We start from the raw sequence: 18,236 nt of genomic DNA, 5'->3' as shown, positions 1-18,236 counted from the left end.
CCGCCATGGCCAGAGCCCGTCCGTCCCAAGCCGGTTTCGTTCACGACTTCCGCAACTCCTCACCCTACATCAAGGCCTTCCGCCAACGGCTGTTCGTGGTGGCCTTCGGCGGCGAGATCCTCGCCGAGGCCGGCTTTCCCGGCCTGATTCATGACCTGGCCCTGCTCAACAGCCTGGGCGTGCGCCTGGTGCTGGTGCATGGCGCGCGCCCCCAGATCGAACAGTGCCTGCGCCGGCGCAAGCTGAAGATGCAGTATGCCGGCGGGCTGCGGATCACCGACGACGACGCCCTGGACTGCGTGAAACAGGCCGCAGGCAGCGTGCGGGTGGAAATCGAGGCCCTGCTGTCCATGGGCCTGCCCAACTCGCCCATGGCCGGCGCCGGGATCCGGGTGGTCTCGGGCAACTTCGTCACCGCCCGCCCCCTGGGCGTGCGGGACGGCATCGACTACTGCCACACGGGCGAGGTGCGCCGCATCGATCGGGAGAGCGTGCAGCGCCACCTGGCTGCCGGCGATCTGGTGCTGCTCCCGCCCCTGGGCTATTCCCCCACCGGCGAGGTCTTCAACCTGAGCGTGCACGACGTGGCCACCGCGGCCGCCGTGCAGCTCGGCGCCGACAAGCTGATCCACCTGGTGGAGGGCAAGGGCATCGTCGACGGACGGCGGCGCCTGCTGCGGGAGCTGACCCTGGAGCGGGCCGAGGCGCTGCTGGCGCGCGCCCGGCACCTGGACGAAGACGCCCGCCACGCCCTGCACAGCGCCATCGAGGCGGTGCGCAGCGACGTGCCGCGCGCCCACGTGCTCAGCCGCCAGGTGGACGGCGCCCTGCTCCAGGAACTGTTCACCCGCGACGGTTGCGGCACCCTGATCATGGCCGATCCCTTCGAGGACACGCGCCAGGCCCGGCTGGAGGACATCGGCGGCATCCTGGAACTCATCGAACCGCTGGAGCGGGAAGGGATCCTGGTACGCCGCTCGCGGGAGCAGCTGGAAATGGAGATCGACCATTTCACCGTGGTGGAGCGCGACGGGATGATCGTCGCCTGTGCCGCCCTCTATCCCTTCATCGAGGAACACGTCAGCGAGCTGGCCTGCCTGGCCGTGCATCCCGACTACCGGGGCCAGCAGCGCGGCGACGCCCTGCTGGCCTGCGTGGAGCGCCAGTCGCGGCAGCTCGGGATCCGGCGCCTGTTCGTGCTCACCACCCGCACCGCCCACTGGTTCCGGGAGCGGGGTTTCCATCCCGGCCAGCTGGCCGATCTGCCGGTGCGCCGGCGGGAACTCTACAACTACCAGCGCAACGCCAAGGTCTTCATCAAGGACATCGCCTGATGGTGGCCGTGCCCGGCGAAACCCGCCCTCCCCTCCGGCCGTTCCTGAAGTGGGCGGGCAACAAGTATCGCGTGCTGCCCCACATCCGCCGGCGCCTGCCGGCCGGCGAGCGGCTGGTGGAGCCCTTCGTCGGCTCCGGCGCCCTGTTTCTCAACAGCGACTACGACGCCTACCTGCTGGCCGACAGCAATCCGGATCTGATCCACCTCTACGAGGTGCTCAAGCAGGAAGGCGCCGAGTTCGTGCGCTACTGCCGGCGCTACTTCCAGCCGCGCTACAACACCCCCGAGCAGTACTACGCCCTGCGCGAGAAGTTCAACCGGGCCCGCCAGAGCCGCCACAAGGCGGCCCTGTTCGTCTACCTCAACCGCCACGGCTACAACGGCCTGTGCCGCTACAACGCCAGCGGCGGCTTCAACGTGCCCTTCGGCCGCTATCGCCGCCCCTACTTTCCCGAGGCGGAAATGCTGGCCTTTCACGACAAGGCCCAGCGGGCCGAGTTCCGCGTCCAGTCCTTCGAGATCACTCTGGGTCAGACCGGCCGGGGCGACGTGGTCTATTGCGATCCGCCCTACGTGCCCCTGTCGCTCTCGGCCAGTTTCACCACCTACAGCCGCGGCGGCTTCGACCTGGATCAGCAGCGCCTGCTGGCCCGCCTGGCCGCCGAGACGGCCGAGCGCGGGGTGCCGGTGCTGATCTCCAACCACGACACCCCCTTCACCCGCGAGGCCTATGCCGCCGCCCGCAGCCTGGACGCCTTTGCCGTCCACCGCTCCATCAGCTGCAACATCGCCCGCCGGGAAGCCGCCGGCGAACTGCTGGCCTTGTTCGCCTGATTGCCAGCCGTGACCGGGCTGCCGCCCGCGCGGGCCGGTGTCCGGGCGCCGAAGCCCCGCCGCCGTGCGGCATGGCGGGGTAAAGTTCCCTCTCCCCTCTGCCGATACAAGCCACCATGGCAACGGGATTCGGTTTTGCAAGGTGGGCCGGGCATGAATGACATGACGCCGCGCCCGGTGCTGGGCACCATCCTGGTGGTGGAGCGGGATCCCCACACCGCCGGTCTGCTGGAATACCTGCTGCGCCGGGAAGGCTACGAGGTGCTGGCGGTCACCGACAACGGCACGGCCCGCCGCCTGCTGGCCCGCCTGGACATGCCCGTGGTGGTCTTCCTGGATCTGGAACTGTCGAAGGAAGACGGTTTCGGGCTGCTGCAGGCCATCCGTCACCGCCCCGGCTGGCAGGGCACCCCGGTATTGATGCTGGTGGAGCCCCACACCATCGGCGAAGTCTCCCCCGCCCTCTCCGCCGGCGCCAGCGACTACATCGTGCAACCCTTTCATCACGCCGAACTGCTCGGCCAGATCCATCGATACACGATCAATTTGTGAACGGCAGAGGAAAGCGGCAAGAGGAAAGAGAAAAAACCTCTCAGTAGCGCCCCGTAGGCCGGCTCAAGCGCAGCGGAGCCGGCAACAATCCGACATCTCGTAATGTCGGCTCCGCTGCGCTTGAGCCGACCTACGGGTTGCTTGAGCCGGCCTACAGTGGATTTTTCGCCTTTGCGTTGAAAACGATGTCGGCTCAAATCTCGCTGTCCGGCGGCACCACCTTGAGCACTTCCTCGACGGTGGTCTGGCCCATGGCGATCTTGCGGGCGCCGGCGATGCGCAACTGGGTCATGCCTTCGGCGAGGGCGGCGCGGCGGATGGCGGCCGCGTCGCTGTCGGGGCCGATCTTCTCGCGCAGGGCCGGGGTCATGCGCAGGATCTCGTAGATCCCGCTGCGGCCCAGGTAGCCGGTGTGCCGGCATTCCTCGCAGCCCACCGGCTGGTAGAAACGGGCCTCGCCGCTGAGCTTCCAGGGATGGGTGAGCGCCGCCCACACGTCGGGCGCCACCTCGCCCGGCTGCTTGCAGTGGGGGCAGAGGTTGCGGGTCAGCCGCTGGGCCATCACCCCCAGCAGGGTGGCGTTGATGAGGTAGGCGGGAATGCCGATCTCGCGCAGGCGGGGAATGGCCGCCGCCGAATCGTTGGTGTGCAGGGTGGAAAGCACCAGGTGGCCGGTGAGGGCCGCCTGGATGGCCATCTCGGCCGTCTCCCGGTCGCGGATCTCGCCGACCATGATGATGTCCGGATCCTGGCGCAGCAGGGTGCGGATGCCGGTGGCGAAGTCCACGCCGATGTTGTGCTGCACCTGCATCTGGTTGAAGTCGTCCACCACCATTTCGATGGGATCTTCCACGGTGCACACGTTCACCTCGGGGCGGGCGAGCTGGCGCAGGGTGGAATAGAGGGTGGTGGTCTTGCCCGAGCCGGTGGGGCCGGTCACCAGCACGATGCCATGGGGCTGGGTGACCATCTGGTTCCAGGCGGCGATGTCGCGGCCGCCGAAACCCAGGGCGGCGAAATCCTTCACCAGCACTTCCGGATTGAAGATCCGCAGCACCAGCTTCTCGCCGAAGGCGGTGGGCATGGTGGACAGGCGCAGTTCGATCTCGTCGCCGTTCTGGGTCTTGGTCTTGATCCGCCCGTCCTGGGGGCGGCGCTTTTCCACCACGTCCATGCGTCCCAGCACCTTGATGCGGCTGGTCACCGCCGACATCACCGGCGTCGGCATGTCGTACACATGGTGCAGCACGCCGTCGATCCGGAAGCGGATCTTGCCTTTCTCCCGCCGCGGTTCCATGTGGATGTCGGAGGCGCGCTGATCGAAGGCGTATTGCAGCAGCCAGTCGACGATCTGTACGATGTCCTGATCGTTGGCGTCCAGGCGCCCCGACTTGCCCAGCTCCACGAGCTGTTCGAAGTTGCTGATCCCCGGATGCTGGCCTTCCTTGTCGGAGGTGGCGCGGCGGATGGAATGGCTGACCGTGTAGAACTCGTCGAGGAAGCGGGCGATGTCGACCGGATTGGCCACCACCCGCTCGATGTGCAGGCCGGTGACGTGGGCCAGCTCGTTCTCCCAGTCGCGTACGAAGGGCTCGGCGGTGGCGATCACCACCTTCTGCTCGTCCACGCTCACCGGCAGGATCTTGTGCCGTGCCGCGTAGGCGTGGGAGGTGACGCTGGTCACGCGGGTCACGTCCACCTTCAGGGGATCGATCCGGAAATGGGGCAGCCCGGCCCGTTCGGCCAGCCACTGGGTGAGCGTCTCCAGATCCAGCCGGCGCTCGGGACGGGCCTGATCGACCCAGTCCTGCTGGGCGAGCATGACCAGCGGATGGATCTCCAGCCGCCCGGTGCGCGCCGGGATCAGGAACTGCTCGGCGTCGGCCTCGGCCAGGCGGCCGTCCGCCACCAGGGCGCGCACCACGGCCTGCAGGGTCAGCGGCCCCTCTTCGAGGCCGGGCGTTTCAGTCTGCCACATGGTCTTCCCTCCCCTTCACCTGCCGGCCCGCAGCAGGCCGCCCATGCCGGCCTCCTCGAGGGTCCGGTGCAGATAGGCGCGAATGGCGTCCACCTCTTCCATCACCAGCACGTTGCTGAGGATCTCGTTGGCCCGCTCCCGGCTCAGGTTGCGGATCACCCACTTGACCCGGGGCAGGCTGGCCACGCTCATGCTCAGGCTCTCGATGCCCATGCCCACCAGCAGGATCGCCGCCGCCGGATCGCCGGCCATTTCACCACACACGCTGACCGGCTTGCCGTGAACCCGGGCACTTTCCACCACCTGGAGCATGGCCCGGATCACCGCCGGGTGCAGGGAATCGTAGAGATCCGCCACCCGCGGATTGTTGCGATCCACCGCCAGCAGATACTGGGTGAGATCGTTGGTGCCGATGGAGAGAAAATCCACCCGCCGGGCCAGGCTGCCGGCCTGGTAGACCGCCGAGGGCACCTCGATCATCACCCCCACCCGGGGCATGGGCAGAGCCAGCCCTTCCTCCAGCAGTTCGTCGTGGGCCTGGTGGATCAGGGCCAGCGAGTCGTGCAGCTCGGCCACGTCGGAAATCATGGGCAGGAGGATGTTGAGATTGCCCAGCCCCTCGCTGGCGCGCATCATGGCCCGCACCTGCACCAGAAAGATCTCCGGATGATCCAGGGTGATCCGGATCCCGCGCCAACCCAGGAAGGGGTTGTCCTCTTCGATGGGAAAATAGGGCAGGGCCTTGTCGCCGCCCACGTCGAGGGTGCGCAGCACCACCGGACGCGGAGCGAAGGCCTCGAGCACCTGGCGGTAGATCCGCCGCTGCTCCTCCTCGCCGGGGAAGCGGTTGCGGATCATGAAGGGAAACTCGGTGCGGTACAGCCCCACGCCTTCCGCGCCGCTCTCGGTGGTCGGCGTGAGATCCGAGAGCAGACCGGTATTCACGTACAGCGGAATGTGCTGGCCGTCGAGGGTCTCCGAGGGCAGATCCCGCAACTCGCGCAGCTCGGCCGAGAAGGAGGCCTCCTCGTCCGCCAGGCGGCGGTATTCGGCGGTGATGTGGGGCGGCGGTTCGATGTAGACCCGGCCCGCATAGCCGTCGACGATCAGCTCGGCGTCGTCGACCCGCCCCACCGGCAGCTCGGTCACCCCCATCACCGCCGGGATCCCCAGCGCCCGGGCCAGGATCGCCACGTGGGAGGTGCGCGAGCCGCGCACCGAGACCACCCCCACCAGCCTGTCCTGGGGCACCTCCGCGAGCATGGTGGCCGTGACCTCCTCGCCCACCAGGATGGTCTTCTCGGGGTAGGCGTGGTCTTCCGCCTTTTCCGCCTGCAGGTGCATCAGCAGGCGCCGGCCCAGATCCCGGATGTCTTCCACCCGCTCCCGCAGGTAGTCGTTCTCCATGTTGCGGAACACCTCTTCGTGCTCCTCGATGGTCTGGCGCAGGGCCCCGGGCGCCCAGTTGCCGTCGCGGATCCGCTGGCGGGTGACCCCGGTGAACGAATCGCTCTCCAGCATCAGGGCATAGACGTCGAACAGGGCCCGTTCCTCGGCCGGCAGGCTGTCGGTCATGCGCCGCGAGAGCTGGGCGATCTCGGCGCGCACCGCCTCCACGGCGGCATCGAATTCGGCCAGCTCGTGTTCCACGTCCTCGCAGGGCCGATCGGGAATGGCATGGATGTCGGCGAAGGGATAGCGAACCCGGGCGGTGCCGAAGGTCACGCCCGGGGCGCCGGGCTGGCCGCGGGCGACGCGGCTGGTTTCCTCGGCCGGGCGGGCATGGCCGTAGCCGTTCAGCTCGCCCGACAGTTCGGCATGGGCGATGGCTCCGGCCAGTTGCGCGGCCACCGTGACCAGCAGGGTCACGCTCTCCTCGTCGAACACCTCGGCCTCGGCCCGCTGCGCCACCAGCACGCCCACCACCTCCCGGTGGTGGATGATGGGCACCCCGAGAAAGGCGTGATAGCGCTCCTCGCCCGAGTCGGGAAAGTAACGGAAATGGGGGTGCAGGGGGGCATCCTCGAGATTTACCGGTTCGGCCCGCCGGGCCACCAGCCCCACCAGCCCTTCGCCGCGCGCCAGACGGATGCGGCCGATGGCCTCCGGGCGCAGGCCGTCGCTGGCCTTGAGTACGTAATGCTGGCCATCGGGCTCGGCGAGGAATACCGAACAGACGTCGGCCCGGGAAATTTCCTTCACCCGCCGCACGATGAGCCCCAGCGCCTGATCGAGGTTGCGGGCGAGGTTGAGTTCCTGGATCAGGCGGCGCAGGGTATCGAGCATGGGACTCCGTCAGTCTCTCCGGCCGCCAGGGCGGCCCACGGGTGGTCAGGCCCGGGCCAGGCCCGGGGCCCCCTTGCGGCGGGGGCGAAGCGTCGCCGTCAGCGGCGATCTTGTTGTTGAGCCGTTTTCGCTGGCCTGTCGGGCCACGCAACGCGAAGACCGGACAGCGCCCGCGCGTCAGGCCGTTGCAAACCCCGTCTTCAACGGTCTGACGCGTCTTCGCGCCGGGTGCGCTGACGCACCAGGGGCAGGAGTTCGTCCAGCGCGCGGCGGTAGACCTCGCGCTTGAAACCGATCACCTCGTTCACCGGCCGGTCCGGGTCCACCCAGCGCCAGTGGTCGAACTCGGGCTTGTCGGAAGCATCGAGCCGCACCCGACCCTCGGGGCCCACCAGCTGCAGCAGGAACCAGCGCTGCTTCTGGCCGATGCACACCGGCTTGCGGCGCCGGCGCACCAGCCGCCGGGGCAGCCGGTAGCGCAGCCAGCCCCGGGTGCTGCCGACCAGTTCCACGTCTTCCGGCGCCAGGCCGACCTCTTCGGCCAGCTCGCGGTAGAGCGCCTCCTCGGGCGTCTCGTCGGCGCGGATCCCGCCCTGGGGAAACTGCCAGGCATCCTCGCCGATGCGGCGAGCCCAGAACAGTTCACCCCGGGGGTTGAACAGAATGATGCCAACGTTGGGCCGGTAACCTTCCCTATCAATCACTTGCGTTCATCTCTTCCTGCCGCGTATCACGATTGTTCCATACTCGGGAATGGACAGCAAATAACCATACTTTCACAAGGCCATCGAATCCGTGCCCGATTCGTTCTTCATTGCCTTGTTTTTGCAGCCATTTTTTGCAGACTGGGAAAGATTTCCCGATAATGCGACCATTGAATGCCCACAGGAGCCGCAGCCGTGCCACTGGCCATCTTCGACCTCGACAACACCCTCCTCGCCGGTGACAGCGACTATCTCTGGGGCCGCTTCCTGGCCGAGCGCGGGGTGGTGGACGGCGACGCCTACGAGCGCGAAAACAAGCGCTTCTACGAGGAGTACAAGGCCGGGGATCTCGACATCATGGAGTTCCTGGCCTTCAGCCTCAAACCCCTGGCGGAAAACCCGCCCGCCAGGCTGCAGGCCCTGCGCGCCGAATTCGTCGAGACGGTGATCCGCCCCATCGTGCCCGCCGCCAGCCGGGCCCTGCTCGAACACCACCGCAAGCGGGGCGACGAGTTGCTGATCATCACCGCCACCAACCGCTTCGTCACCGAGCCCATCGCCGCGCTGCTGGGCGTGCCATGGCTCATCGCCACCGATCCCGAACGCGAGGGCGAGCGCTTCACCGGCCGGGTGGCCGGCACCCCCTGCTTCCGCGAAGGCAAGGTGGAACGGCTCACCGCCTGGCTGCGCGACACCGGCCGTCACCTGGCCGGCAGCCATTTCTACAGCGATTCCCACAACGACTTTCCCCTGCTGGAGATGGTCGAAACGCCCGTGGCCGTGGATCCCGACGACACCCTGCGCGATCACGCCGAAATGAAGGGCTGGCCCATCCTCAGCCTGCGCGGGGAGCGGATCGCCGTGCTCCAGGGCCCCTGGCCGGCCGCCGCCTCCTGAGTCATGCCGCCCGCGGATCGCCGCTCCCTCGCCCTCCTCCTGCTGCTGGGCCTGGTTCCGCTGCTGGCGCTGGGGCTGGCCCTGGGCCTGGGCAGCGTGGCCCTCTCTCCCGCCGAGGTGGCCAGCGCCCTGTTCGGCAAGGCTTCGCCCCTGGCCACCAGCCTGATCCTGGAATTGCGCCTGCCCCGCGCCCTCTCGGCCTTCGCCACCGGCGCCCTGCTCTCGGTGGCCGGGGCGCTGATGCAGGTGCTGGTGCGCAACCCGCTGGCCGATCCTTACGTGCTGGGCATCTCCGGCGGCGCGGCCGTGGCCGCGCTGCTGGCCCTGCTGGCCGGAATCGGCGGCGTGTGGCTGACCGGCAGCGCCTTCGGCGGCGCCCTGCTGGCCATGCTGCTGGTCTTCGGCCTGGCCCACCGCAACGGCGACTGGAGCCCCACCCGTCTGCTGCTGACCGGCGTGGTGCTGGCCAGCGGCTGGGGCGCCCTGATCGGCTTCCTGCTGGTGGTGAGCCCCGATCAGCGCCTGCACGGCATGCTGTTCTGGCTGATGGGCGACCTGGGCTACGCGGGGCCGCCCCTGCCGGCGCTGGCGGTACTGGCCCTCGGGCTGCTGCTGTGCTGGCCCCTGGCCCGGGATCTCAACCTGCTGCAGCGCGGGGAGCTGCAGGCCGGGGCGCTGGGGGTGGACAGCCGGCGCCTGCAGCGGCGGCTCTACCTGCTGGCCTCGCTGCTCACGGCCACTGCGGTGGTGCAGGCCGGCAGCATCGGCTTCGTGGGCCTGGTGGTGCCGCACCTGGTGCGCCTGCTGGGGCTCACCGATCACCGCCTGCTGCTGCCCGGCGCGGCCCTCGCCGGCGGCGGCCTGCTGATGCTGGCCGACACCCTGGCCCGCACCCTGCTCGCGCCCCAGCAACTGCCGGTGGGCATCATCACCGCCCTGCTCGGCATTCCGCTGTTCCTGCACCTGCTTCAGCGCGGAGCCCGCACGCCATGAAGCTCACGGCGCACGGTCTCGACGTGGCCGCCGGCTCGCGGCGCCTGATCCGGGGGCTGGATCTGGTCATCGCGCCCGGCCAGAGCTGGGGCATCCTCGGCCGCAACGGCACCGGCAAGACCACCCTGCTGCACACCCTCGCCGGCCTGCATCCGCCGGCAGGCGGCGAAGTCCGCCTGGGCGAACGCCCGCTCGAGCAGCTCTCCCGCCGGGAAATCGCCCGCTGCCTGGGACTGATGCCCCAGGACACCCCCGATCCCTTCCCGGCCACGGTGCTGGAGACGGCCCTGATCGGCCGCCATCCCCATCTCTCCCGCTGGCAATGGGAAGGCCCGGCGGATCGCCAACGGGCCCGGGCGGCACTGGCGGAAATGGCTCTCGACGGCTTCGAATCCCGGCTCGTCAGCTCCCTGTCCGGCGGGGAACGCCGGCGCCTGGCCTTCGCCACCCTCCGGGTGCAGGATCCGCCCCTGCTGCTGCTCGACGAGCCCACCAACCACCTGGACTTTCCCCATCAGCACGCCCTCCTCGGCCGGCTCGAGGCCCTGCGCCAGAGGGGCCGGGGCGTGGCCATGAGCCTGCACGACGTGAACCTGGCCAGCCGCTACTGCACCCACGTCCTGCTGTTGCACCCCGACGGCCAGGTGCGCCAGGGCCCCACCCGTGAGGTGCTCGACCGCCACAGTCTGGAATGGCTCTATGGCATCCCCTTCCGGGAACTGCCCAACGCCGGCCGCCAGCGTGTCTTCCTCCCGGAACCCGCGGCCGCCACCCAATCGCCGGAAACCGCCTGAGCCGGGCCAGCCGCGTGCAACACCGTGAGGCATCGCCATTCCCAATCACGCCAAGTCATTGAAAATGTGAGGAAACGGGAAACCGCATTTGCCGTTCCCGGGTTTGGATGGACTTTTTCAACCGCCTGTTAGAACCATTCGCCTATGGCGGGTGCAATATGCCTGACCCGCAGGAAACCCGCTACAATCACTTGAAGCCACAAACGGATTTGTGCTTCCATTTCCTCGACCTGGGCAGCCGCAGCAAAACCATGAAGATTCTCATCGCCGACGATCACACCCTCTTCCGGGAAGGCCTGCACTACACGCTCCAGAACCTCGCCGACAACGTGGAGATCCTCGAAGCCAGCAACGGCAACGAGGCGGTGCAGATGGTGCGCCACTATCCGGATCTGGATCTGGTCCTGATGGATCTCGACATGCCCGGGCTCGATGGCTACAACGGCCTCATCCAGCTCCGGCAGGACTATCCCGAACTCCCGGTGGCCATCGTCACCGCCTCGGAATACGAACAGGACATGCTGCGGGTGCTCGAATGCGGGGCGGCCGGCTACATTCCCAAGTCGTCCAGCAGCAAGGAGATGCTCGAGGCGATCCGCCAGATCCTCGATGGCGACGTCTACGTGCCCGACCTGGCCGCCAGCTCCGGCACCTTCCACATCCGCAAGGGCATGCAGGGGGGCATCCAGCCCGGCCTGAATCCGCCACCGGGCCTGGAGAAATACCATCTCACCCCCCGCCAGCGCGAAGTCCTGACCCTGATGTGCCGGGGGCTGTCCAACAAGAGCATCGCCAACGAACTGGGCATGGCCGAGGGCACGGTGAAGATCCACGTCACGGCCATTCTCAAGGCCATGAATGCCAGCAACCGCACCCAGGCCGTGATCATGGCCCGCGAGGCCGGGCTGCTGGTCTGACAGGCGGCTGAAAAGCCTTCTCCGGGCTTTTCAACAACCTCTCAAGCGCAGCGGTGCCGCCAACAAGGCCGCCCACTCAGTCGGTTTCGGCCACCGCCGTCTCGCTTTCCCGTTCACCGCCTTCCTCCTGCCTGCGGCTCTGTACATGCTTGAGAAAGGCCCGCAGGCGGGCCGGCTGCACCGGCTTGTGCAGCACACGGTAATCACCGCTTTCCGCCTCGCCCGGCCGCACTGCGGTATCGCCGGTGATCAGAATCGCCGGCACCTTGACCCCCAGTTGCGCCTCGATCCGCTTGAGGGCCTCCACGCCGTTGATGTCGCCGCGCAAACGGTAATCGGAAATGATCGCATCCGGCGGGGAATCCTGTTCGGCCAGCGCGGCCTGGGCCTCGTCCAGCGAGCGGGCCATGATCACCTTGCAGCCCCAGCCTTCGAGCAGCACCTGCAGGGCCTCGAGCACCGAAGTCTCGTCGTCGATGATCAGCACCTGCAGGGCCTGCAGATCCCGCTGGAACTCCGGCAGCACGGGCGCTTCCGGCCGCCGCCGCAGACGGCGCTCGCACAGGGGCACGTGCACCGAGAACACCGATCCCTGCCCCGTCGCCGACTCCAGCTCGATCTCGTGATTCAGCAGGCGGGCGATGCGCGCCACGATGGCCAGCCCCAGGCCCAGCCCCTTGCTCTGCTGGCGTTCGGGATTGTCCACCTGGAAGTATTCGTCAAAGATGTTCTCCTGCTCCTCGGGCGGAATCCCGATGCCGGTGTCGGCCACCCGGATGATCACCTCGCCATCGCGGATCTCCCGGGACAGGGTGATGCGCCCGGACTCGGTATAGCGGATGGCATTGGTCACGAAATTGCGCAACACCCGCTCGAGCAGGATGCCGTCGCTGCGTACCAGCACGTCGCCGCAGTCCTCCACCACGAACTCCAGCCCCTTGGTCTCCGCCTCGGGCCGGTGATCGTTTTCGATGCGCTGGAACAGGGTGCACAGGGGCACGTTCTCCACCTGCGGCTGCAGCACTCCCGAGTCAAGCTTGCTGATGTCGAGCAGGGCATTGAACAGGTTCTCCAGCGCCGCCACCGCCGAGCGCATCTTGGAAACGATGTCCTTCACTTCCTTGTACTGGATACGTTCGGCGAGCGCGCCGGAGAGCAGGGTGAGCGCATGCAGGGGCTGGCGCAGATCGTGACTGGCCGCCGCCAGGAAGCGGGACTTGGAAATGTTGGCCCGTTCGGCGGCCTCCTTCTCCGTGGTCAGCCGCGAAATGGCCTCCAGATTGTCGAAGCGCAGGACCGCCGATTCGAGAAAGACCTGATTGACGTTACGGCCCAGATAGACGAAGACCAGGTAGTAGAGCACCAGCATCACGGACATGACCATGTGCACCATGTCGCCCACCGTGGCCAGGCGCAGCAGCAGGGGCAGCATCAGCAGGCTGAAGAAACCGTAATAGGTGGGCAGATGCATGGCCAGAAAGGTCATCGAGCCGGAACCGATGCTCACCAGCACGATGACCAGAAAGGCCTGGTAGATACCCCCGTCGGGCACATAGAAGAGCCAGCCGGCCAGCCCCCACAACAGCCCCGACGCGAGACTGGCGGCGGTGAACAGGTGCTGCCAGCGATCCAGTTGCCGCTCGGGCTCGGGGTCCTTCCAGTACCGGCGGCAGATGATCACCCGGAAGGTCAGCAGCACGAACATCGCCGCCAGCCAGCCCAACAGGGCCACCCGGGAAACCCCGCTCTGCCACATCACCAGCACCACCAGCAGGGTGTTGATGTAACCGACCACGTAGATGGCCTGGGCGTTCTTGTACAGGGTGCGCAGCTGGACCGCGCGGATGCGATCGTCCGGCCGGGGGCCGAACAGGGTATCGAGAACACTCATGCCTTTCCCTCCCCAGGGATCCCGCCGCCCCCTCGTGCCGGGCACCGGCCCGGCAGGGGTTCTTGCGTCATGATGCCGTCTTCCCTTTGGCTATGCGGAGTCAACCGTTGCCCTGCAGCACGGCATGGGCCGTGGACACCTTCTCCAGCCAGTTGAACAGGGGCAGCCAGTCGAGCTTGTCCTGCTCCACGCGCCGATCCCACATCTCGTGGATCCCCACGCCCCGCTCGAAGGCGTGCACATAGTTCTGGGTATCGCGCAGGGTGGTGAGGAAGGGCAGTTGCAAGGTGTTGAGAAACCGCTCGAGCGACTTGTAGACGAGGGTGTTGCGCCGGGTGCGATTGGCCAGCACGCCGACCCGCACGCCCCGGCTGCGCACCTTGCCCACCAGCAGCAGATCGCGGATGAAGCCGGTCGCCGAATGAATGTCGATGGGCGAAGGCAGCACCGGAATGAGGATCGTGTCCACCTGCTGCACAAAGCCCGGCAGATCGCGCGCCGCCACGCCCGCCGGGGCATCGAGGATCACCCGCTCGGTGCCGGGCGGCACCCGCAGCTGCCAGGCCCGCGTGGCGTTCACCGCCTGGCGCTGATGGGCATTCACCCCATGGATTTCCGGCCGGTCGGCCGGTCGCAGCTTCAGCCAGCGGCTGGCCGACCCCTGCGGATCGTGATCCATCAGCGCGGTCCGGAAACCCTGGCTGGCATAGAGGCTGGCCAGATTGGTGGCCACGGTGGTCTTGCCACATCCCCCCTTGGCGTTGACGACCAGAATGCGTTGCATGCCTCTCACCATTCCCGATGAACATGATTCCCCGACTTCAATTAAAGCAGAGAATGGACTCCAGCGCAGATTGTCCCCCTTTTCCCGCCACCCTGCACTGTGACATTGGTATTACCAACGGCCTGCCAAAGCCGTCCCTGCACAATCACTATATCTGGTACCACCCATCTGCAATTGACACAAATCATTGACTCGCTCCGGCCCTTGTCCCAAAATGCGCGCCTGATCGGATCCGGTGGCCGCCACCGGATCCCCGACGCCAGGTGCCCCGCTTCCCGCCGGAAGCGGGGTGAAACGGGAAGCCGGTGCGCTGCCACGTGTAGCAAGTCCGGCGCTGCCCCCGCAACGGTAGGTGAGTCAGGCTGCGTCACAACGCCACTGCGGTCTTTCCGCGGGAAGGCGACGCCAGCCGGGACACAACGTCCACTCACGAGCCCGGAGACCGGCCTGGCGTCGCTATCGGGTGTGCCGCGGAGGGCGGCGCCACGACCGGAAAAGCCAGCCTCTTCCCGTCCTCGTCCTCCTCCGTGGCTCGCAGTTGCCAACGCGCGCGGGTGTGCGCCAAGCCCTGAGGAACGAACCATGAACAAACCAACCGGCCTGCTGTCCGGCCTGCTCCTGACCCTGCCCCTGGCCCAGGCGGCCATCGCCGCCGACACCGCCGACACCGTCATCGTCACCGCGACCCGCACGGCCCAGACCGTGGACGACTCCCTGGCCTCGGTGAGCGTCATCACCCGCGAGGACATCGAGGCCAGCGGCGCCCAGGACGTGATCGACCTGCTGCGCCTGCAGGCCGGCATCGACGTGGCCCGCAACGGCGGCCCCGGCACCACCACCAGCGTGTTCCTGCGCGGCACCGGCAACAACCAGACACTGGTGCTGATCGACGGCATGCGCGCCGCCTCCGCCACCACCGGCAGCTTCGCCTGGTCCAAGCTCGACCTGGCCGACGTGGAACGCATCGAGATCGTGCGCGGCCCCAACGCCAGCCTCTACGGCTCCGACGCCATCGGCGGGGTGATCCAGATCTTCACTCGCCGCAATCGCCATGCCTATATCCGCGCCCGCATCGGCAGTTACGAAAGCAAGCAGGTCGAAGCCGGTTTCGGCGGTGGCGAGCGCGTGAAGTACAGCCTCAACGTCGCCAGTCGGGCATCCGAAGGCTTTTCGGCCATCACCGACCCGACCAGTTTCTCCTATGACCCGGACGACGATGGCTATCGCCAGCGCAGCGCTTCGGGTGATCTGCGTTTCGATCTCGGAAAAAAGGCCGATCTGACGCTCAGCGGCTGGTACAGCGACGGCTACACCGAATATGACCAGGGCATCAACAACAGCACCAATGCCACCCTCGACGCGCGGCTAGTCCACCGCACCACCGCCCGCTGGCAACAGACCTTGCGCCTCGGGTGGGCCGCAGACGACGTGGATACCGAATCGTCCTACCCCTCCTTCATCCGCACCCGGCGCTGGACTGCCGACTGGCAGCACGACATCACCCTTGGCGAATCGGCCCTGCTGAGCCTGGGCCTCAATACCATTCGCGACCGGGCCGAGAACATCGACACCGGCGCCGGCAGTACCGTCTTCGATGAATCCCGCGACAGCAACGCCGCCTATGGTCTGCTGCAGACCACTGTGGGTCGGCACGACTTCCAGCTCAGCGCCCGGGTGGACGACTACGACACCTTCGGCACCCATACCACCGGCAACGCCGCCTGGGGCCTGAACACCACGGATGCCCTGCGCCTGACCGCCTCCGCCGGCACCGGCTTCCGGGCGCCGACCCTCAACGAGCTGTATCACCCCGGTTTCTTCGGCTTCTACGCCGGCAACCCCAACCTGAAACCCGAAACCTCGCTCAATCTGGAACTGGGCCTGCGCTACCGTCCCGCAACGGGACAACGCGTGACCCTCAATGCCTACCGCAACACCATCGAGGACCTGATTGCCTACCAAGGCACCAACAGCCAGGCCATCAACGTCAGCCGCGCCCGGATCGACGGTCTGGAACTGACCTGGCAATGGCAGCGGCCCCGCTGGGCCCTGCAGGCCACCGCCACCCTCCAGAAAGCCATCGACACGGACACCGGACAGGATCTGCTGCGCCGAGCCCGGGAGAAGGCCTCGCTCGCCTACCAGCGCCAGACCGCCAGCGGTGGTCAATACGGCATCGAATGGCTGTTCGTCGGCAAGCGGCATGACTACGGCAACGTGGTCCTCGATCCCTACCACCTCGTCAACCTCTCGGCCCGCACCCCGCTGGACACGGGATTGTGGCTGGAAGGACGTATCGAAAACCTGCTGGCCACCGACTATGAACTGGTTTCCGGCTACGGCACGGCGGGCCTGACGGCCTGGGTCGGCGTGAAGTACGACTTCGGCGGCTGACATGAACGCCGGGCCGGCAGCGCGGCTTTGGTGGGGGCTGGGCCTCTCCCTGGCCCTGCATGCCGGGCTGCTCGGCCTGGCACGCCCCCCCCTGCCGGAACTGGCCTTCCGCGAATCCCTGCCCAGCATGGCGGTGGTGATCGAAGGCCAACGGCCCACGCCACAACCTCCGGCGCCGGCATCGCCAACCGGCGAACCATCGCGGCAGACAAGGGCTGAGGCGAAGACGCGCCCGCCGGCAAACGAGGCCGCGCTGCCGCAGCCCATGCGCGCCTCGGCAAAGCCGCCAACGGCCGCGCGCGCCGCTGCGCCCCATGCCGAAACGCCCCGGCGCGCGGCCCGCAGTCAGACGCCCGCCGCCGCGCAGCCGCCCGAGGACGCGAAACCGCCACCGGCGCTGAACCGCGCCCGGATCGTGGCACGTCTGCAAGATGAAGTGCGGGCCCGGTTTACCTATCCTCCCCTGGCCCGCCGGCGCAACATCCAGGGCCGGGTGCTGCTGGGCTTCGGCATCGACGGCACGGGGACGATTCACAATGTTCGGATCATGCGCAGCTCCGGCCACGCCATTCTCGATCTGGCCGCCGAGCGCGCCATCCGCCGTCTGCATCGGGTACAGTGGTATCCGGCCGCCAGCGGCGGACAGGCCACCGAAATCGAACTGCCGGTGGAATACCGGCTCATCCCGGAACGAGGAACCTGACCATGGGACACCGCCTTTCGAAAATCTACACTCGCACCGGCGACAAGGGCACCACCGGCCTCGGCGACGGCAGCCGGGTGGACAAGGACGACATCCGCGTGGAAGCCTTCGGCACCGTGGACGAACTCAACAGCGTGGTGGGCATGGTGCTGGCCTGTGATCTGCCCGCCAACGTCCGCGACTGTCTCGAAGCGGTGCAGCACGACCTGTTCGATCTGGGCGGCGAGTTCAGCACCCCGGGCCGCACCGCCCTGCCCCAGGACTATGTGGACCGGCTGGAACGGATCCTCGACGACTTCAACGCCGACCTCCCCCGCCTCAAGGAATTCATCCTCCCCGGCGGCGGCCCCGCCGCCGCCACCTGCCACCTGGCCCGCACCGTCTGCCGCCGCGCCGAACGCCGCGCCATCGCCCTGGCCCGCGAATCCGACGTGAACCCCGTGGCCCTCGCCTACCTCAACCGCCTCTCCGATCTGCTGTTCGTCATCGCCCGCGTCCTCGCCCGCCACGAACGCGGCAGCGAAGTGCTCTGGGAGCCCGGCCGCAACCGGCAATAGCCGGAACATCCAATCCGCCCGGGTACGCGGCGCTACCCGGCGCAGATCCGGCCCCTCTCATTCGTCCCAGATCGACCGGCCAATGGCAGAATTGACCGCGTTGTGGATGCTGTAGACGTGATCCTTGTTGATGGCCGGTCTGGCGTAGTCCAGGTAACCGTGGCGCATGAGGGTCAGGATGCCTTCGGCGAGGGTGAGATTGACCGCCTCGAAGGATTTGTCGAAGGGCGGGCCGCCGTTGCGGGCGCGGTCATGAGCCTCGAATTCCCAGTCGTGGATGAGATAGGCCGGGCCGTATTCCCAGGGGGAGTAGCCGGGCAGGCCCTGGGCCAGGCGGGGGATGCTGCCGCCGTCGGTGGTCATGGCTTCGGGCTGGATGATCTCGATGACGTTGCCCTGCCTGTCCCGGCGCTCGTAGCGAAAGGGATCGTCGGGATCGGGCGCGTATTCGAACAGATCGGGGCCGATCCACTGCAGGCGGAAGTGACCGAGGAAACGGCCGGTATTCAGGGAATTGATGAATCGATCGCGAATACGGCGAAAGCGTTTCTGAACGGTATTGGGTGCGGGCATGGCATTCTCCCTGGGAAAGATCGGTCTGCCCTCTCACCATAGA

At 67.5% G+C, this 18,236-nt stretch carries 16 protein-coding genes and 1 riboswitch; of the genes, 10 read left to right on the top strand and 6 right to left on the bottom strand.

Going from position 1 to position 18,236, the window contains the following annotated elements; translation table 11 throughout:
• Window positions 1-5: 5 nt before the first annotated feature.
• The 3 genes from argA to ACZ5BH_RS09985 all read left to right on the top strand — a co-directional run bounded on the left by argA (window position 6) and on the right by ACZ5BH_RS09985 (window position 2,722).
• Window positions 6-1,334: an amino-acid N-acetyltransferase gene (gene argA, locus ACZ5BH_RS09995; RefSeq protein WP_464889116.1), complete on the top strand. Its 1,329-nt coding sequence runs from the start codon at window positions 6-8 to the stop codon at window positions 1,332-1,334.
• Window positions 1,334-2,170 (top strand): Dam family site-specific DNA-(adenine-N6)-methyltransferase, encoded by an 837-nt coding sequence (locus ACZ5BH_RS09990; RefSeq protein WP_464889115.1) that lies wholly within the window; start codon window positions 1,334-1,336, stop codon window positions 2,168-2,170. The genes argA and ACZ5BH_RS09990 overlap by 1 nt, the downstream gene beginning before the upstream one ends.
• 153 nt (window positions 2,171-2,323) lie before the next feature.
• A complete protein-coding gene (locus ACZ5BH_RS09985) occupies window positions 2,324-2,722 on the top strand; it encodes a response regulator (RefSeq protein WP_464889114.1) in 399 nt (132 codons plus the stop codon).
• A 193-nt stretch (window positions 2,723-2,915) separates the two neighbouring features.
• Here ACZ5BH_RS09985 and tfpB read toward each other — a convergent pair whose 3' ends face one another.
• From tfpB to ACZ5BH_RS09970, 3 genes are all read right to left on the bottom strand, one after another.
• Entirely contained in the window at window positions 2,916-4,700 is a 1,785-nt protein-coding gene (gene tfpB, locus ACZ5BH_RS09980) for a type IV pilus assembly ATPase TfpB (RefSeq protein WP_464889113.1), read from the bottom strand.
• Between the two features lie 15 nt (window positions 4,701-4,715).
• Complete coding sequence (ptsP, locus tag ACZ5BH_RS09975) at window positions 4,716-6,986, bottom strand: phosphoenolpyruvate--protein phosphotransferase (protein WP_464889112.1); 2,271 nt, start codon at window positions 6,984-6,986, stop codon at window positions 4,716-4,718.
• Window positions 6,987-7,186: 200 nt separating this feature from the next.
• Window positions 7,187-7,690 carry an RNA pyrophosphohydrolase gene (locus ACZ5BH_RS09970; protein WP_464889111.1) on the bottom strand — a complete coding sequence of 168 codons (504 nt, stop codon included), beginning with the start codon at window positions 7,688-7,690 and terminating at the stop codon, window positions 7,187-7,189.
• A gap of 195 nt (window positions 7,691-7,885) precedes the next feature.
• Here ACZ5BH_RS09970 and ACZ5BH_RS09965 point away from each other — a divergent pair, with 195 nt between their 5' ends.
• From ACZ5BH_RS09965 to ACZ5BH_RS09950, 4 genes are all read left to right on the top strand, one after another.
• Window positions 7,886-8,587: a histidinol-phosphatase gene (locus ACZ5BH_RS09965; protein ID WP_464889110.1), complete on the top strand. Its 702-nt coding sequence runs from the start codon at window positions 7,886-7,888 to the stop codon at window positions 8,585-8,587.
• Window positions 8,588-8,590: 3 nt separating this feature from the next.
• On the top strand, window positions 8,591-9,580 hold the full coding sequence (locus ACZ5BH_RS09960) for a FecCD family ABC transporter permease (protein ID WP_464889109.1): 990 nt from the start codon (window positions 8,591-8,593) through the stop codon (window positions 9,578-9,580).
• Entirely contained in the window at window positions 9,577-10,374 is a 798-nt protein-coding gene (locus ACZ5BH_RS09955) for an ABC transporter ATP-binding protein (protein ID WP_464889108.1), read from the top strand. Before ACZ5BH_RS09960 ends, ACZ5BH_RS09955 begins: the two co-directional genes overlap by 4 nt.
• Before the next feature lie 251 nt (window positions 10,375-10,625).
• Window positions 10,626-11,291, top strand: a complete 666-nt coding sequence (locus ACZ5BH_RS09950) for a response regulator (RefSeq protein ID WP_464889107.1) — start codon at window positions 10,626-10,628, stop codon at window positions 11,289-11,291.
• Between the two features lie 76 nt (window positions 11,292-11,367).
• On the opposite strand, the gene ACZ5BH_RS09945 is transcribed toward ACZ5BH_RS09950, so the two are convergent.
• Window positions 11,368-13,182 (bottom strand): sensor histidine kinase, encoded by a 1,815-nt coding sequence (locus ACZ5BH_RS09945; RefSeq protein ID WP_464889106.1) that lies wholly within the window; start codon window positions 13,180-13,182, stop codon window positions 11,368-11,370.
• A 100-nt stretch (window positions 13,183-13,282) separates the two neighbouring features.
• Window positions 13,283-13,966: a nucleotide-binding protein gene (locus tag ACZ5BH_RS09940; RefSeq protein ID WP_464889105.1), complete on the bottom strand. Its 684-nt coding sequence runs from the start codon at window positions 13,964-13,966 to the stop codon at window positions 13,283-13,285.
• 244 nt (window positions 13,967-14,210) lie between these two features.
• Window positions 14,211-14,431: riboswitch (cobalamin riboswitch) on the top strand.
• 117 nt (window positions 14,432-14,548) lie between these two features.
• On the opposite strand from ACZ5BH_RS09940, the gene ACZ5BH_RS09935 reads away from it, so the two are divergent.
• Genes ACZ5BH_RS09935 through ACZ5BH_RS09925 form a run of 3 tightly spaced genes read left to right on the top strand, consistent with a single transcriptional unit; the run spans window position 14,549 to window position 17,620 of the window.
• Window positions 14,549-16,360 carry a TonB-dependent receptor domain-containing protein gene (locus ACZ5BH_RS09935; RefSeq protein WP_464889104.1) on the top strand — a complete coding sequence of 604 codons (1,812 nt, stop codon included), beginning with the start codon at window positions 14,549-14,551 and terminating at the stop codon, window positions 16,358-16,360.
• A gap of 1 nt (window position 16,361) precedes the next feature.
• Window positions 16,362-17,063, top strand: coding sequence for an energy transducer TonB (locus ACZ5BH_RS09930; protein WP_464889103.1), 702 nt, complete (start codon window positions 16,362-16,364; stop codon window positions 17,061-17,063).
• 2 nt (window positions 17,064-17,065) lie between these two features.
• Window positions 17,066-17,620 carry a cob(I)yrinic acid a,c-diamide adenosyltransferase gene (locus tag ACZ5BH_RS09925; protein ID WP_464889102.1) on the top strand — a complete coding sequence of 185 codons (555 nt, stop codon included), beginning with the start codon at window positions 17,066-17,068 and terminating at the stop codon, window positions 17,618-17,620.
• Window positions 17,621-17,677: 57 nt separating this feature from the next.
• Here ACZ5BH_RS09925 and ACZ5BH_RS09920 read toward each other — a convergent pair whose 3' ends face one another.
• Window positions 17,678-18,193 carry a hypothetical protein gene (locus tag ACZ5BH_RS09920; protein ID WP_464889101.1) on the bottom strand — a complete coding sequence of 172 codons (516 nt, stop codon included), beginning with the start codon at window positions 18,191-18,193 and terminating at the stop codon, window positions 17,678-17,680.
• Window positions 18,194-18,236 lie beyond the last annotated feature (43 nt).

Source organism: Thioprofundum lithotrophicum, from assembly GCF_055387065.1.
This window is presented reverse-complemented; position numbering and strand designations above follow the sequence as displayed.